At 65.3% G+C, this 15,243-nt stretch carries 13 protein-coding genes; 6 read left to right on the top strand and 7 right to left on the bottom strand.

The features are described from left to right. Positions 1-51: 51 nt before the first annotated feature. From NKH89_RS34210 to NKH89_RS34230, 5 genes are all read right to left on the bottom strand, one after another. On the bottom strand, positions 52-933 hold the full coding sequence (locus NKH89_RS34210; protein WP_352481401.1) for an SMP-30/gluconolactonase/LRE family protein: 882 nt from the start codon (positions 931-933) through the stop codon (positions 52-54). Next, positions 933-1,571 carry a 2-dehydro-3-deoxy-6-phosphogalactonate aldolase gene (locus NKH89_RS34215; protein WP_023718905.1) on the bottom strand — a complete coding sequence of 213 codons (639 nt, stop codon included), beginning with the start codon at positions 1,569-1,571 and terminating at the stop codon, positions 933-935. Before NKH89_RS34215 ends, NKH89_RS34210 begins: the two co-directional genes overlap by 1 nt. Then, positions 1,568-2,518: a 2-dehydro-3-deoxygalactonokinase gene (locus NKH89_RS34220; protein WP_031193988.1), complete on the bottom strand. Its 951-nt coding sequence runs from the start codon at positions 2,516-2,518 to the stop codon at positions 1,568-1,570. Before NKH89_RS34220 ends, NKH89_RS34215 begins: the two co-directional genes overlap by 4 nt. Then, positions 2,518-3,285, bottom strand: coding sequence for an SDR family NAD(P)-dependent oxidoreductase (locus NKH89_RS34225; protein ID WP_352789065.1), 768 nt, complete (start codon positions 3,283-3,285; stop codon positions 2,518-2,520). The genes NKH89_RS34220 and NKH89_RS34225 overlap by 1 nt, the downstream gene beginning before the upstream one ends. 132 nt (positions 3,286-3,417) lie before the next feature. After that, positions 3,418-5,217 carry a GtrA family protein gene (locus tag NKH89_RS34230; protein WP_352481399.1) on the bottom strand — a complete coding sequence of 600 codons (1,800 nt, stop codon included), beginning with the start codon at positions 5,215-5,217 and terminating at the stop codon, positions 3,418-3,420. Positions 5,218-5,347: 130 nt separating this feature from the next. On the opposite strand from NKH89_RS34230, the gene NKH89_RS34235 reads away from it, so the two are divergent. From NKH89_RS34235 to NKH89_RS34260, 6 genes are all read left to right on the top strand, one after another. Beyond that, a complete protein-coding gene (locus NKH89_RS34235) occupies positions 5,348-6,355 on the top strand; it encodes a glycosyltransferase (RefSeq protein WP_352495457.1) in 1,008 nt (335 codons plus the stop codon). Positions 6,356-6,362: 7 nt separating this feature from the next. Beyond that, complete coding sequence (locus tag NKH89_RS34240; RefSeq protein WP_352495456.1) at positions 6,363-6,737, top strand: GtrA family protein; 375 nt, start codon at positions 6,363-6,365, stop codon at positions 6,735-6,737. Between the two features lie 216 nt (positions 6,738-6,953). Continuing rightward, positions 6,954-7,895 carry a glutathione synthase gene (gshB, locus tag NKH89_RS34245; protein WP_352640352.1) on the top strand — a complete coding sequence of 314 codons (942 nt, stop codon included), beginning with the start codon at positions 6,954-6,956 and terminating at the stop codon, positions 7,893-7,895. A 160-nt stretch (positions 7,896-8,055) separates the two neighbouring features. After that, positions 8,056-9,588, top strand: a complete 1,533-nt coding sequence (locus tag NKH89_RS34250; RefSeq protein ID WP_352789071.1) for a YifB family Mg chelatase-like AAA ATPase — start codon at positions 8,056-8,058, stop codon at positions 9,586-9,588. A 92-nt stretch (positions 9,589-9,680) separates the two neighbouring features. After that, positions 9,681-10,004, top strand: a complete 324-nt coding sequence (locus NKH89_RS34255; RefSeq protein ID WP_352495471.1) for a hypothetical protein — start codon at positions 9,681-9,683, stop codon at positions 10,002-10,004. Next, positions 9,908-10,195, top strand: coding sequence for a GNAT family N-acetyltransferase (locus tag NKH89_RS34260; RefSeq protein WP_352515833.1), 288 nt, complete (start codon positions 9,908-9,910; stop codon positions 10,193-10,195). Before NKH89_RS34255 ends, NKH89_RS34260 begins: the two co-directional genes overlap by 97 nt. A gap of 201 nt (positions 10,196-10,396) precedes the next feature. Here NKH89_RS34260 and NKH89_RS34265 read toward each other — a convergent pair whose 3' ends face one another. Together NKH89_RS34265 and NKH89_RS34270 are read right to left on the bottom strand one after the other, a co-directional pair. Further along, positions 10,397-12,568, bottom strand: a complete 2,172-nt coding sequence (locus NKH89_RS34265) for a malate synthase G (protein ID WP_352911728.1) — start codon at positions 12,566-12,568, stop codon at positions 10,397-10,399. A gap of 290 nt (positions 12,569-12,858) precedes the next feature. Beyond that, on the bottom strand, positions 12,859-14,886 hold the full coding sequence (locus tag NKH89_RS34270) for a hydantoinase/oxoprolinase family protein (protein ID WP_023718895.1): 2,028 nt from the start codon (positions 14,884-14,886) through the stop codon (positions 12,859-12,861). Between the last annotated feature and the right edge of the window lie 357 nt (positions 14,887-15,243).

Genomic DNA, 15,243 nt, shown 5'->3' on the forward strand with positions numbered 1-15,243 from the left:
TCTTCTTGTTTGACCATGATCTTTTCCGAACCAAAGGTTCGGGACCATGGTCTAGCCAATCAGCACGCGCGGCTCGAAGCGACCATTGACTGGAATGTCGAGCATAAACGTCATGCCGGCTTGCGGGTCGAGCAGGCGCTGCTTCTCGCTCTTGCCGGACCAGGCGGAGGTGACCGCGATCCGGTCGGCATTCCTGCCGACAAAAGCCGGACAGGACGGCTGCGTCGCCGGCATCGCCACCGAACGGACAAGCTTGCCGTCGGGTCCATAGGCTTCGACGACGCTGCCGCCCCAGCAAGCGTTCCACAATATGCCGTCGCGGTCGAGCACCGAACCATCGATATAGCCCTTGGCCGAACGGTGATCGACGAAGACCTTCGGTTCGCCAACCGGCAGGCCGGTCGCAGGATCGCAGCCGACGCGCATCAACAGCCCGGTGCTGGTGTCGGTATAATGGGCGATGGTCCCATCTTCGGAAAAGCAGATCGAATTGGGCACCGTGAGATCCGCATAGAGCCGGCGCAGCTCGCCCTTGAAGAACCAGTAGATAGAACCGGCGGCCTTCTCCTCGCCCTTACCCATGGTGCCGACCCAGAGGGCGCCGCAAGGGTGAACGCGGGAATCGTTCGAGCGGGTGACCGTATTATCGGCCTCGATCGGCGTGTGCAGCGTCAGCTTGCCGGTCGCGACATCGCGGACATGCAGGCCGGTCTCGGTGGCGATCAGCTGGCGTTGGTCGTCGACGATGGCGATGGCGCTGGCCATCTGACCGAGCTCGTGGATTTTGACCGCACCGCCGGACAAGCGCTGTTCCAGGAGCTGGCCGTTGACGATGTCGAACCAATAGAGCGTGTCCGTGGCAGGGTCATAGCTTGGCCCCTCGCCGAGTTGGCAGACATGGTCGGAAAAAACCGAAACGATGGTCTCGCTCATCATGCCGCTCCAAACGCCGCGTCCCAGGCCACGACCGCAGCCTTCGCCCGTGCTGCCACTTCGTCGATGCTCATGCCCGGCTTGAACAGGCTGGAGCCAAGACCGAAGACGGTGACGCCGGCCGCTTTGTAGCCGGCAAAGTCCTTGTCCGAAACGCCGCCGACGGCGCCGACCAGCACACTGGCTGGCAGCACCGCGCGCATCGCCGAAATGCCCGCCGCGCCAAGCACGCTCGCCGGGAAGAATTTCAATGCCGAGGCGCCGAGCCGGATTGCTTGAAATGCCTCGGTCGGCGTGAACACGCCGGGCATCGTCACCATGCCGTACTGCATGGCACGGCCCATGACCTCGGCATCGATATTGGGGCTGACCAGCAGCCGCCCGCCGGCCTTGTGCAGACCGTCGACATCGGCGGCGGTGAGCACCGTGCCGGCGCCGACCAGCGCCGTCGGAGGAAGCGCTTCGACAATACTGGCGATGGAAACAAAAGGCTCGGGCGAGTTGAGCGGCACCTCGATTGCTTCGATGCCGGCGCCGAAGATCGCCTGGCCGATCGCCACCGCCTCGCTTGGCTTGAGGCCACGCAGGATCGCGACCAGACCCCGCTTGAGCTTTGGAAAAGGTGCGGTTTCGGTCATGCGGCAACTCCATTTTTGGCGATCATGCCATTTTCGCGCGCGGCTTCGGCAAGGCCGGCACGCACCGCCTCATCGGCGTCGACCGCCCTGAAAGCGAGCCCGGCAAGGCCGAGCGCCTCGGCATAGAGCCTGCCGAGTGCGCCCGATGCGATCAGCACGACGGGCACGGCGCTTGCCCCATAGCGGCTATTTGCCGAAGCGATCTCGCCGCCGATCAGCAGGCCGGACAGAGAGGCTGCGGCATCTTCGGGCTTCAGGTCCTGCAACAGGCTGGCGGCGCGGATCGAGAACAGTCTTGAAACGATGTCACCGCCCTCGGCCAACGCCTTCAGGCACCAGTCCCGGAAAAACGGACTTTCGGCGGCAACCGGCTGCGGCGGCTCGCCCAGCGAATGGCGCAGGATCGAGTGCGCAGCCAGCACCGAAAACAGCTCGCCGGTCGGCCAGGTGCCGAAGCCGGCAATGGAACCGTCCTCGACCAGCACCCATTTCGAATGGGTGCCGGGCATGCAGACGAGGTGGCGTCCCTGTGCCGGCAAACCGGCGCCGGCAAGCTGCGTTTCCTCGCCGCGCATGACGTCAGGCGCATCGGCAAGGCGTTGGGCAAGGCCGGGCACGATGCGGATGTCGCGGCGCTGGCCGGGGATGCGGGCAGCGCCGGCGAGGATAGCGCCGATCGGCGCCGGCACGCTGACATAGGGCGCCTCCAGCCAGCCCTGGCGCGAACCGGCCATCCCGCAAATGATGACCGGCAGCGCCTCGGGGGCACCCATGGCAGCCAGATGCCCTTCGAGAACGGACGAAAATCCTTTAGCCTGGGCGGTGATCAGCCCGTCATCGCCGCGCCGCTCGGCGAGAACCTTGCCGGCGCCGTCGAGCAGCCACACCCTCATCCGGGTGGTGCCCCAGTCGACGGCCGCGACAGAAGGGGCCTTGCTCGATGAGATCACAGGAACCCCCCGTCGACGATCAGCATCTGCGCGGTCAGCATGCGTGAAGCATCCGACGCCAGGAACAGCACGGTGCCGACAACGTCTTCCGGCTGCATCACCTCTTTGATGCACTGCTTGGCGACGTGGGCGGCGAGCGCCTGTTCGGTGACCCAGAGCTTTCTCTGTCGCTCGGTGATCACCCAGCCGGGCGCGATTGCGTTGACGCGAATGCCGTCGACGCCGAGCTTGCCGGCAAGACCCTTGGTGAGGCCGACGATGCCGGCCTTGGCGGCGGTATAGGCCGGCATATCGGGATGGTTGATGAGAAACGAGGTCGAGGTGAAATTGATGATCGAGCCGCCACCGGCCCGCTTCATGCCCGGCGCCACCGCCTGTGCGCTGAAGAAATGCGGGCGCAGGTTGATGGCATGATTGTTGTCCCAGAACTCGACCGTGACGTCTTCGACGGCATGACGGTCATCCTGCGCGGCATTGTTGACCAGCACGGTCACGTCGCCATGCGCCTCGGCGGCTTTGGCAACTGATAACCGCAATGCCTCGATATCGCGTATATCGGTCTTGAGATAGAGCGGCCGCCGGCCGAGCTCCTTGTCTAACCGATCGGCCAGCGCCAGGCTCGGACGGTCGGCGATATCGATAAAGGCGACCTTTGCCCCCTGGCGGATAAATCCCTCGGTCAAGGCGGCTCCAATGCCGGAGCCGCCACCGGTGATCAGCACCGAAGCGCCTTCGAGGTCGGCAAAGTGTGCCGATGGCATCATGAATTCTCTCCCGGTCCAACGATCTCGGTCTGACCGGCGCGCATCCTATCCAGCCATGTCGGGCGGGCAAGGGCGAAAGAGTGGATAGTCGGGACTTATGTCCGACAAAAGGCCGCACGCGCCCCCGATCGATCAGCCGCCCAGCCGGACGTGGTACAATTCGACGGCGGCTCCGCTGGTCCCGGCAACCGGCTCAAGCCATTCCGGTACGCTGCCGCGCATCAACCCGGCGAGAAAACCTGCCGGCGCCTTGGCGGCGAGGAGCTTGCTTTCGGGGCTGCCGGGGCACAATGCGACGAGGCCGACGTGATGATCCGCCAGGATTGTCCTGGCATCGGCATCGGACCCAAGGAAGGCATCGAGCGCCAGCAGGTTGCCGGCGACGTTGCGATGATAAGGCCCGGCGAAGACGCGGTGTCCGGAATAGGCCAGGATCGGCGATCCGAGATTGGAAATTGCCAGCACCGTGGTGCCGGGCAGGCGGCCAAGCGCCGCAAAGGAGGCCATGCGCTGGCAAGCGACATCGGCGCCGTCGCCATTATCGGCGGCGGTATTGCTGTCCTCGAAGGCGACCGAGGTCGCCGCGGCAGCCCCAGTCCAGACGGCATTCACCGAAACCAGCCAGACGGCGGCCATGCGCAGCGCCACGCCGCGCGACGGGCTGGCCTCGGCCCGTTGACGCCATTTGGCAATCCAGGCAGCAAGCGGGATGACGGCGAAGGCGATCGAGAATGTCGAACCGCGCACCTGCCAGGCACTGACGATGAAGGCCACGACAAGCAGCGTGCCGACAAGGCTGTCCTGCCGCCGCCAGCCGCCACGGCCAAGGCGAAGCGCCATCAGCACGAGCGCGATGAGCGGCGTAGCATAGCGCGCCACCACCCCGGCCGGATCTTCAGCGAGAAGCTTGAACAGCGATTGCGCCTCGTCGATGTGATCAAGCCATAGCTCCTTGAGGCGCGGATCGAGGTTGGCATAGGGCGCTGCCAGGCATTGCGGGAACAAAAAGACGACGACTGCGGCCAATATCAGGGCAAGCAGGCCAAGCGAGGCGATGCGCCGTTGGCGCGTGCGGCCAGCGGGCTCGACCGACGCTATCGCCGCAAGGCCGGTTCCGGCAATCGCTGCGACGACGAACTGCACGGTCGAGAAGGCGTCGCATTGCGCCTGACCCCAGGCGGACGGTGCGATGGTGGCGACAAAGACGAGAGCGGACACGCCGGCAAAGCCGAGGCCGAAATCCCTGGCAATCGGCCTCTCGCCATCGGCGTCGAGGGCAAACAGCGTGGCGACAGAGGCGCCGATGGTGGCGACATAAGGCGCGGTTTCCATGCCGACGGCCAGCATCAATCCGGCGCACAGGCCGGAGAGTAGTGCCGCCGGCCTGCGCAACGGCGCTTCAAGCAGAAGGCTCAGGCTGGCCATGCTCAGCATCAGCTGGACATTGTGGTGATCGAGCGCGCCAGGCGAAAAAATGCCGAGGAAGTGCAGTGCGGCGGCGCCGACGACGACAGCGGGCAGCACGGCGCCGTCACCGGCAAAGCTGCGCGCGGTGCGAGCGGTGAAAAACACGGTCAGGCAAAAGAGCAGCGCCGGCCACAGCACTTGCGCAAAATTCTCGGCAAAGACCGTGCTCCCGGTCAGGGCCGACACGGCCGTGATGGCGGCGATCGGCGCATCGACCAGCCGCGACCAGTGCATGACGAAGCCGCCTTCCAGGCCCATCCTGTACTGGTGCAGATCGAACCAGCTTTGGCCGGCCAGCATGTCGCGAACTTCGACAAGGCGCAGCAGATTGTCGTTGTCGCCGCCGGCATTGGTCAGTTCCGGGAAACCGGCAAAGGCATTGACGGCAAGCGCCAGCAGCGTGGCAAGCAGCGCCAGCGCGATATCGGACCTCCAAATGGAGGCGCCATCGTCGGCTGTGCTCATATCAGGACCTTTGGAAGGAATACGGGGCGGTTTAAACCTAGCCTTAACAGCTTCAATAAATAGTAAAGCCGCCCCGAGCGAGGCCGGCGTTTGAGCGGTCAGGGACCTCACAGGGCATCCGGAGACGAAAATGCCACAAGAAGTGCGCCATGAGCCGAGCATCGCCGTGCTCCTGCCTTGCTACAATGAGGAGCTGACGATCGGCGAAGTGGTGCGGCGCTTTCGCGAGACGCTGCCTGCCGCCGCGATATATGTCTACGACAACAATTCGCGCGATCTGACGGCGCTCCGAGCCCGCGCCGCCGGCGCCATCGTGGTGCGCGAGCCGCGCCAGGGCAAAGGCAATGTCGTGCGCCGCATGTTCGCCGACATCGAGGCCGACATCTATCTGATGGCCGACGGCGACGGCACCTATGCGCCGGAGGACGCGCCGCAACTGATCAACGCGCTGCTGACCGAGCGCTCCGACATGGTGGTGGGCACCAGGCGCGGCGTCGCCGACGATGCCGGCAGGACTGGCCATGCCTTCGGCAACCGCATCTTCAACAGCCTCTACAAGCGGCTGTTCGGCTCGGACTTTACCGATATCTTCTCGGGGTACCGCGCCTTCACCAGGCGCTTCGTCAAGAGCTTTCCCGCCGTTTCCGGCGGTTTCGAGATCGAGACCGAAATGTCGGTGCACGCCTCGCAGCTCAAATTGCCGGTGAGCGAGATCGGGCTCGACTATGGCCGCCGGCCGGAAGGCTCCTCGTCGAAGCTGTCGACCTTTCGCGACGGCGCGAAGATCCTGTGGATGTTCGCCATGCTGATGAAGGAGACACAGCCGCTGCGTTTCTTCGGCGCTTTTTCGGTGTTCTTCCTGGCATCGAGCCTGTTCCTGATGGCGCCGGTGCTGATCGAGTTCGCCGAAACCGGGCTTGTGCCGCGCATGCCGACCTGGGTGCTGTCGGTCGGGCTGCTGCTGCTGTCGATGCTGGCGGCGGTGACCGGGGTAATCCTCGATTCGGTGTCGCGCGGCCGGGCCGAGCAGAAGCGCATCTTCTATCTGTCGATGCCTTCCGGTCGCGTCGAACGTGAACGTGCAAGCGCCCTCGCGACTTTGAAGGCCGGACCGGGCAAGACCCCGCGCGCGGCCTAGAGCCTGAATGGGACGCCTCGCCCGCTTCATTTTCGCCGGCGGCATCGGCTTCGTCGCCGACGCGGCGGCGCTTTGGCTGGTGCTGACGATAGCGCCGCTCGGACCATTCGCGGCTCGCATCATTTCGATCGGTTTTGCCCTGTCCGTCACCTGGTTGATCAACCGCCATCTGACGTTTTCGCCTTCCAGCCGCGGCATCGCGCAAGAGGGCGCACGCTATGGCGGCGTCGGCATTGCCACCAGCGTCGTCAATTATCTCGTCTATTGCGCCATCCTGTTCGCGCTGCCGACGGTGTCGCCGCTCATCGCCCTTGCGGTCGCCTCGCTGATTGCCATGGCGCTGTCCTTCCTCGGCTATTCCAAGCTGGTCTTCGATCGCTGACGGCACATCGCATTGGGATCTGCGCCAAACGAAGCGCAGCCTCATCATGACCTTGGCCGATTGGCAGAAGCCGCCGATTTCCTTATATCGCTGTCGTCGATGCATCGGCGCGAAAATCGGAATCGATTTTCGGACAGCACGATGCATGGATTCAAAAGTGTTGGAGCGTACTTTGTGCATCCAAGTGGATCGCTGCAAGTGCGCCGGAGAGCTGCCATGCCCCTGAAAGTCGCCGTCCAGATGGACCACATCTCCACCGTGTCGATTGCCGGCGACACGTCGTTTGCGCTGTCGCTGGAAGCGCAGCGGCGCGGCCACCAGCTGTTCCACTACACGCCCGACCGGCTGTCGCTGCGCGACGGCAAGGTGTTTGCCCGCATCGAGGCGATGCAGGTCCGCGACGAGAAGGGCAGCCATTATTCACTGGGCGAAGAAATCCGTACCGATCTTTCGGAGATGGACGTCATCCTTTTGCGGCAGGATCCGCCCTTCGACATGAACTACATCACCACCACGCATATCCTCGAGCGCATCCATCCGAAGACGCTGGTGGTCAACGACCCGGCCTGGGTGCGCAACAGCCCGGAAAAGATCTTCGTCACCGAATTTCCCGACCTGATGCCGGACACGCTGATCACCAAGGATCCGCTCGAAGTCGCCGCCTTCCGCAAGGAGTTTGGCGACATCATCGTCAAGCCGCTCTACGGCAATGGCGGCGCCGGCATCTTCCACCTGCACGAGGCCGACCGCAACCTCGCCTCGCTGCTCGAAATGTTCGGCCAGATGTTCCGCGAACCCTACATCGTGCAGCGCTACCTCAAGGAGGTGCGCGCCGGCGACAAACGCATCATCCTGATTGACGGCGAGCCGGTCGGCGCCATCAACCGCGTGCCGGCCGAGCACGATTCGCGCTCCAACATGCATGTCGGCGGCCGCGCCGAAAAGACCGAGTTGACAGAGCGCGAACGCGAGATCTGTGCCCGCATCGGCCCGTGGCTGAGGGAGCGCGGCTTCATCCTCGTCGGCATCGACGTCATCGGCGACTACATGACCGAGATCAACGTGACCTCACCGACCGGCATACGCGAAGTGAAGCGCTTCGGCGGCGCCGACATCGCCAGCCTGTTCTGGGATGCGGTGGAGGGCAAGCGTAACTAGTCTCGCTTCGGAGCGGCCGCGTTGCAACCCATTGGAGCCGCTGCGTTCAGCCGTTCCCCAAATGTTCTTGCCTTCGCCGGAAATCTGTGGTTGTCTCCGGTGACGCCGTTCGCGGCATGATCGCAAGGGCTTGGGGCAAGCCTGCAGCCGGGGTGAAGACATGGTGGCGCGGGTTCGCACGGTTGCTTTCCAGGGCATCGAGGCCGTGCCGGTCGACGTGCAGGTGATGATCGCGCCGGGCAAGGTCAACATGCACATCGTCGGCCTGGCCGACAAGGCTGTAGCCGAAAGCCGCGAGCGGGTGCAGGCGGCGCTGCATGCATCCGGCCTGTCGATGCCGTCGAAGAAGGTCACCGTCAATCTGGCGCCTGCCGACCTGCCCAAGGAGGGCAGCCATTACGATCTGCCGATCGCGCTCGGTTTGATGGCGGCACTCGGCGCCATTCCGGGCGACATGCTGGCCGGCTATGTCGTGCTTGGCGAATTATCGCTCGACGGCACCATTGCCGCGGTGGCCGGCGCGCTGCCGGCGGCGATCGGCGCCAATGCCGAAGGCAAGGGCCTGATCTGCCCGTTTGCCTGCGGGCCGGAAGCGGCGTGGGCCGGCAAGGATTTCGACATATTGGCGCCGCGCAGCCTGATCGCCATCGCCAATCATTTTCGCGGCACGCAGGTTCTGTCGCGGCCGGAAGCCGGCATCCACGCCTCGGCGCGCGACTTGCCCGACCTTGCCGACATCAAGGGCCAGGAGACCGCCAAGCGGGCGCTGGAAGTGGCGGCGGCCGGCGGCCACAATCTGCTGATGGTCGGGCCGCCGGGGTCGGGAAAATCGATGCTGGCCCAGCGGCTGCCGTCGATCCTGCCGCCGCTTGCGCCGAAGGAATTGCTCGAAGTCTCGATGATCGCCTCGGTGGCCGGCGAACTCGGCGAAGGCAAGCTGACCGACCGGCGGCCGTTCCGCGCGCCGCACCATTCGGCCTCGATGGCGGCGATGGTCGGCGGCGGCCTGCGCGTGCGGCCGGGCGAGGCCTCGCTTGCCCATCACGGCGTGCTGTTCCTCGACGAGTTTCCGGAATTTTCGCCGCAGGCGCTCGATGCGCTGCGCCAGCCGCTGGAGACCGGCGACTGCATGATCGCGCGCGCCAATCATCGCGTCACCTATCCGGCGCGTATCCAGCTTGTCGCGGCGATGAACCCGTGCCGTTGCGGCATGGCCGGCGAGCCGGGCTATCGCTGCCTGCGCGGCGACCGCTGCCGCACCGACTACCAGGCGCGCATTTCCGGCCCGCTGCTCGATCGCATCGATCTCAGGATCGAGGTACCGGCGGTTTCGGCCAGCGATCTGATCCGGCCGGACCGGGCGGAGAAGAGTGCAGCCGTGGCACTGCGCGTCGCCCGTGCCCGTACGATCCAGCGTGAGCGTTTCGAACGGCTCGGCGCGACCTCCGCCACCACCAACGCGCATTGCTCACCGTCGGTTATCGAGGAGATCGCCATGCCCGATGCCGCCGGCCTGTCGCTACTGAGGGACGCCAGCGAAAAGCTCGGCTTTTCGGCAAGAGCCTACCACCGCGTCTTGAAGGTGGCGCGGACGCTGGCCGATCTCGAGGCCAGCGAAACGGTCGGCCGCATCCATCTGGCCGAGGCGATTTCCTACCGCATGAGCTCGGAGCGGATGGCACAGGCGGCGTAGTGCTTCTGCTGCTCGCTGGAAGTACGGTTGCGGGTTCGCGCCCGATGATCGCATATGTTACGGTCATGCACCTAACCGGGGCTGAGGCGGGGATGATTTCTGTTTCGCCGGCACGCAGTGCCGAAGACTTCGAGACCATGGCCGGGCTTTGCCGCAAGCTTGCACAATGGGATGTCGACGCCGTGCAGCCTTACGGCGTCTCGGAGGAGGACGTGAGGACCATCTTCCACCCCGAAAGGAGCGGCAGTTCGCTGGCAGCGAAGTTCGGCGCGCCAGATGCCATGGCGTTTATCGCGCGATCGGAGAACCTACCGGCGGGCTGCCTCGCCTTGACCAGTTCGACGACCATACGGCGGAGATTCACAAGTTTTTTGTCGACGCGTCGTTTCGCGGAAAAGGAATCGGCCGGGCGCTGATGGGGGCCGCGCTGGCGGAGATCCGGAAAGGCCGAATCCGGACGGTATTGATCCACACGACGTTCTACATGAAAAACGCCATTGCCGTGTATGAGTCGTTCGGCTTCAGGCCCTGCCCGCCCTTCCGTGAAACCCCGGAGCCGGTCAGACATACCGATATTTTCATGTCGTGCTCGATCTCGCCCGCGTGAGGTTAGAGGCAGCCGCGGTGTGGAGGACGCGGCGTCCCTCGACTTGCCCTATTTTTGGAAATCGAACCTGGGCCCCGATGATCCTCTTCCTGAGGCGCATCGTCAGAATGGGCGTTGGCGCACTTCATGCAGGACCCCTCCCGGCCCTTCGGGTCACCCTGCCCTCAAGGGGAGGGGGACGCCGGCTCCCGCGCCTTCGCTTCAGGCGCCTTGCTTCGCCTTCAGTTCCAGCCGCCGCGCGTGCAGCACCGGCTCGGTGTAGCCGTTGGGCTGGACGCGGCCTTTGAAGACGAGGTCGCAGGCGGCGAGGAACGCGATTGAATTGTTGAAGTCCGGTGCCATCGGCCGGTAGAGTGGATCGCCTTCGTTCTGGCGGTCGACGATCGCCGCCATGCGTTTCATCGTTTCCATGACCTGATCGGGCGTGCAGACGCCGTGATGCAGCCAATTGGCGATGTGCTGCGAGGAGATGCGCAGCGTGGCGCGGTCCTCCATCAGGCCGACGTCGTTTATGTCAGGCACTTTCGAGCAGCCAACGCCCTGGTCGATCCAGCGCACGACATAGCCCAGAATGCCTTGCGCGTTGTTGTCTAGCTCCTTCTGGATGTCTTCAGGCGACCAGTTCGGCCGCCTTGCTACCGGCACCGACAAGATGTCGTCGAGCCTGGCCTTGGGCCGGCTTTTCAGCGCCTTCTGCACGGCCTGGACATCGACCTTGTGGTAGTGCGTGGCGTGCAGGGTTGCCGCCGTCGGCGACGGCACCCAGGCGGTGTTGGCGCCGGCCTTAAGGTGCGCGATTTTCTCGGCCAGCATCGCCGCCATCAGGTCGGGCATCGCCCACATGCCCTTGCCGATCTGGGCGTGGCCGGCCAGCCCGCATTCGAGCCCGGTATCGACGTTCCAGGCTTCATAGGCGGCAATCCAGGCGGCCTGCTTCATGTCGCCCTTGCGGATCATCGGGCCGGCTTCCATCGAGGTATGTATCTCGTCGCCGGTGCGGTCGAGGAAGCCGGTGTTGATGAAGACGACGCGGTCCCTGGCGGCGCGGATCGCCTCCTTGAGGTTGACGGTGGTGCGCCGCTCCTCGTCCATGATGCCCATCTTGATGGTGTTTTTCGCCATGCCGAGCAGCGCCTCGACGCGGTCGAAAATCTCGACGGCAAAGGCAATTTCCTCCGGCCCGTGCATCTTGGGTTTTACGATATACATCGAGCCGGCGCGAGAATTGGCGCGGCGCCCGTTGGGGCCAACATCGTGCAGCGCGATCAGCGCCGTCAGCGCCGCATCCATGATGCCTTCCGGCACCTCATTGCCGTCGCGGTCCGATATCGCCGGATTGGTCATGAGGTGGCCGACGTTCCTGACCAGCATCAGCGAGCGGCCGGGCACGGTCAGCGTGCCGCCATCGGGCGCGGTATAGGTGCGGTCGGGGTTGAGCCTTCGGACAAAGCTCTTGCCGGCCTTGGTGATCTCTTCAGCCAGGTCGCCCTTCATCAGGCCGAGCCAGTTGCGGTAGACCAGCACCTTATCCTCGGCATCGACGGCCGCCACCGAATCCTCGCAGTCCTGGATGGTTGTCAGCGCCGATTCCAGCACGACATCGGCAATGCCGGCCGGATCGGTGCGGCCGATCTGGTTGTTGCGGTCGATGGCGATTTCGATGTGCAAGCCATTCCTGACCAGCAAGACGGCTTCGGGGTCGGCGGCATCGCCGCGATAGCCGGCAAACTGCTTGGGGTCGGCAAGCGTGGTGGCGCCGCCGCCCTCGCCCAGCCGCAACATGCCGTTGGCGACCGAAAGCCCGTTCACGCCGGCCCATTTGCCTGTCGTGAGCGGCACCGCCTCGTCGAAGAAGCTTTTCGCCCAGGCGACGACCTTGGCGCCGCGCGCCGGATTGAATTTGTTGCCTCGCTCGGCGCCGTCCGTCTCCGGGATGGCGTCGGTGCCGTAGAGCGCATCATACAGTGAGCCCCAGCGCGCATTGGCGGCATTCAGCGCATAACGCGCATTCATCACCGGCACCACCAACTGCGGCCCGGCGACCAGCGCGATTTCCGGGTCCACATTTTCGGTCGTCACGCTGAAGGCCGGCCCCTCGGGCAGGAGATAGCCGATCTCGCGGAGGAAGCTCTTGTAGGCCTCCATGTCGACGGGCGCGCCATTGTCGCGGTACCAGCGGTCGAGCTTGTCCTGCATGGCATCGCGTTTTTCGAGCAGCGCCCGGTTTTTTGGCGAGAGATCATGGACGATCGCCGAAAAACCGCTCCAGAATGCCTCCGCTTCAATGCCGGTGCCCGGCAACGCCTCGTTCACGACAAAATCATGAAGCTCGCGGGCAATCCGCAATCCGGCGATCTCGACGCCATCGGTCATCAGGGCTTCTCCAGACGAAAGGCTAGGCCGGGCCTTTGGCATGTCGCGGTTGCAGGGTCAATTCGGCATAGGTGAAGGTAGGGCGTTTTCGCCGTTGCAGGAGCTGCCAATCTCCCCACTTGTGGGTGAGATGCCCGGCAGGGCAGAGGGGGGCGTGAAGGATCGCCGACCTTGCCATTTACGACCAGCCGCAAGTCTGAGGTGTTACCGCGAAAGACTGAGACGTTGGCGGGACAGCGCGCCCCTCTGTCCTGCCGGACATCTCCCCCTCGAGGGGGGAGATCGGCTAATCACACCGCCATCCTTGGCCTGCCCGACGCGACCGCCACGACATGCGCCTCGATGAACATGCGCTGGCCCTCGACGGTGGAGACGCGGAACTCGCTGGCGATTTCGATCTCGGCGCTGTCGGTGCCGGCGTCCTTCGCCCGCCCGGCGGCAATAGCGCGCACATCTCTCTCCGCCGCGGCGATCGCCGCCGCCTCGTCGTTGAAATCGCGCACGCTTTCGCCTGAGGCGACACGGAACAGCCCTTCCTTGGGCTGGCTGACCCGCGCCTCGGCCGAAACCCGGACCTGGCCGACGACGGCGCCGAGCGCATTGGCCACATCGGTATCCTCAGGCACCACGCAGTCATTGCCGACCAGCTCGGCCAGGCCGGCATAGTGCAACGGCGCCGAGGCGCCGAGGCCGATGACCGGACGGTCGAGCGCGACGCTGAGCCGGGCGATGCCGGGATGGGCGTCGACGGCGCGCTGGACCAGCGCGTGGGCGACGGTCGCCGCGCCATCCAGCCCATCCTCGGCGAAGGCGGTCTCGAGGATGACTTCCGCCGACAGGCGGGTCAGCGTGGTCAGCACCCGTTCCGAGATCGCCTCCGGCGAGGCGGCGATGAACTGGCCGCGGCCGTCACGCCTGCGCGCGAACAGCTCGGCACCCAGACGCGCCGCAGCCAGATCCCAATTGGCCTGCCTGCCCAGCACATGCGCGGCATCCGACGGCGTGAAGCCGGCGACATGCACCAGCCCGCGCGACACCAGCCGGTTCAAGGTGGCGTTCTGGGCATTCGAAGTCAGCAATCTGTCGAGAGCCTGCGGCACGGCACCGATCAGCTCGTAAAGCTTGGCTTCGGCACCGGTCAGTCCGGCCGCGAGCCGCTCCGGCACGCCGGTGCGCACCGCGAGGCGGCCATCCATGCGGCCGGGATTGGGTGCGCGCAGCTGGCGTTCCAGTTCTGATGTGACCGCGTCGCCATGCATCATGCCGGCCAGCGCCAGCGGCACCAGGCGGCGCGGCCCGAGCAGGATCTTCGGGTTGAGCGCGCCGTCCTCCAGCGCCACTTCGGAATCGCCGCCGAGGCCAAAAGTGCGCATGGCGACGGCCTCGACCATGGTGCGGAAGCCGCCGACGGTGGCGCCTTCCGGATCGAGCCGCGGCCGGCCCTTGTCCAACACCGCGACGTCGGTGGTGGTGCCGCCGATATCGGAGACCACGGCATTGTCGAGGCCGGTCATGTGGCGGGCGCCGACAAGGCTGGCGGCCGGGCCGGACAGGATCGTCTCGATCGGCCGCTGGCGGGCAAAGGCGGCCGAGACCAGCGCGCCGTCGCCGCGCACCACCATCAGCGGGGCGGCGATCTTGCGCGCGGCCAAAAAACCTTCGGTTGCCGCGACCAGCCGGTCGATCATCGAGATCAGCCGGGCGTTGAGCAAGGTCGTCAGTGCCCGGCGCGGGCCGCCGAGCTTGGCCGACAGCTCGTGGCTGGCGGTGACCGGCAGGCCTGTTATGTCGCGGATCAGGTCGCGGGCGGCAAGCTCGTGCGCCGGGTTGCGGGTAGCAAAATAGGCGCAGACGGCAAAGCCGGACACCGACTTTTCCAATTCCGGCAAAGCTGCCTCCAGCCCGGACAGATCGAGGCTCGCCGCATTGCCGTGGACATCGTGGCCGCCGGGGCAGAACACCACCGGATCGGTGCCGAGCGCCGCCTTCAGCCCGTCGCGGGCAAGGTCGCCCTCGGCAAAACCGATCATCACAAGTGCTACGCGGCCGCCCTGGCCCTCGACCAGCGCATTGGTGGCAAGCGTCGTCGACATCGACACCAGCTTAATCGCCGCCGGGTCGGTGCCGGCTTTTTGCAGCACCGCATCGACCGCGCCCGATATGCCGACCGCCAGGTCGTGACGGGTGGTTAGCGCCTTGGCCTTGGCCAGAACTTTTCCGCCGGGGCCGCCGGCCTCCGACCACAGCACCGCGTCGGTGTAGGTGCCGCCGGTGTCTATGCCGAGGAACAGGGGGGAGGGTTTGAGCTTGGCGGTCATTGGCGGGTCCGGAGAATTCGTCTCCGCCCCTTAGCGGATACCGGCCGATCGATAAAGCCGCGATGGCTGGGCCACGGGCGAACACGCTGCAGGCTCGCCCAATGCCGGCGGGACAGCACCCCCCTCTGTCCTGCCGGACATCTCCCTCTCAAGGGGGGAGATTGGGTGTCACCCACGCTCTCGCAAATTTTCAACGCTGCAAACAGGGTGGCCGCCGGCGAAGCTGCCAATCTCCCCCCTTGAGGGGGAGATGTCCGGCAGGACAGAGGGGGGTGTGACGGATCGCAACCTTGGCAATTACCCGACAAACCCCACGCGCTTGTGGCTGCCATCGCAGAACGGCTTGTTGGCGGAGTG

The organism is Mesorhizobium sp. M0923 (assembly GCF_040319365.1).
Classification (GTDB): domain Bacteria; phylum Pseudomonadota; class Alphaproteobacteria; order Rhizobiales; family Rhizobiaceae; genus Mesorhizobium.

What these genes read in the sequence shown, in the direction of transcription:
- NKH89_RS34210 (WP_352481401.1), bottom strand. Translation starts at nt 933, where the DNA reads ATGAGCGAGACCATCGTTTCGGTTTTTTCCGACCATGTCTGCCAACTC.
- NKH89_RS34215 (WP_023718905.1), bottom strand. Translation starts at nt 1,571, where the DNA reads ATGACCGAAACCGCACCTTTTCCAAAGCTCAAGCGGGGTCTGGTCGCG.
- NKH89_RS34225 (WP_352789065.1), bottom strand. Translation starts at nt 3,285, where the DNA reads ATGATGCCATCGGCACACTTTGCCGACCTCGAAGGCGCTTCGGTGCTG.
- NKH89_RS34230 (WP_352481399.1), bottom strand. Translation starts at nt 5,217, where the DNA reads ATGAGCACAGCCGACGATGGCGCCTCCATTTGGAGGTCCGATATCGCG.
- NKH89_RS34235 (WP_352495457.1), top strand. Translation starts at nt 5,348, where the DNA reads ATGCCACAAGAAGTGCGCCATGAGCCGAGCATCGCCGTGCTCCTGCCT.
- NKH89_RS34240 (WP_352495456.1), top strand. Translation starts at nt 6,363, where the DNA reads ATGGGACGCCTCGCCCGCTTCATTTTCGCCGGCGGCATCGGCTTCGTC.
- gshB (WP_352640352.1), top strand. Translation starts at nt 6,954, where the DNA reads ATGCCCCTGAAAGTCGCCGTCCAGATGGACCACATCTCCACCGTGTCG.
- NKH89_RS34250 (WP_352789071.1), top strand. Translation starts at nt 8,056, where the DNA reads ATGGTGGCGCGGGTTCGCACGGTTGCTTTCCAGGGCATCGAGGCCGTG.
- NKH89_RS34255 (WP_352495471.1), top strand. Translation starts at nt 9,681, where the DNA reads ATGATTTCTGTTTCGCCGGCACGCAGTGCCGAAGACTTCGAGACCATG.
- NKH89_RS34265 (WP_352911728.1), bottom strand. Translation starts at nt 12,568, where the DNA reads ATGACCGATGGCGTCGAGATCGCCGGATTGCGGATTGCCCGCGAGCTT.
- NKH89_RS34270 (WP_023718895.1), bottom strand. Translation starts at nt 14,886, where the DNA reads ATGACCGCCAAGCTCAAACCCTCCCCCCTGTTCCTCGGCATAGACACC.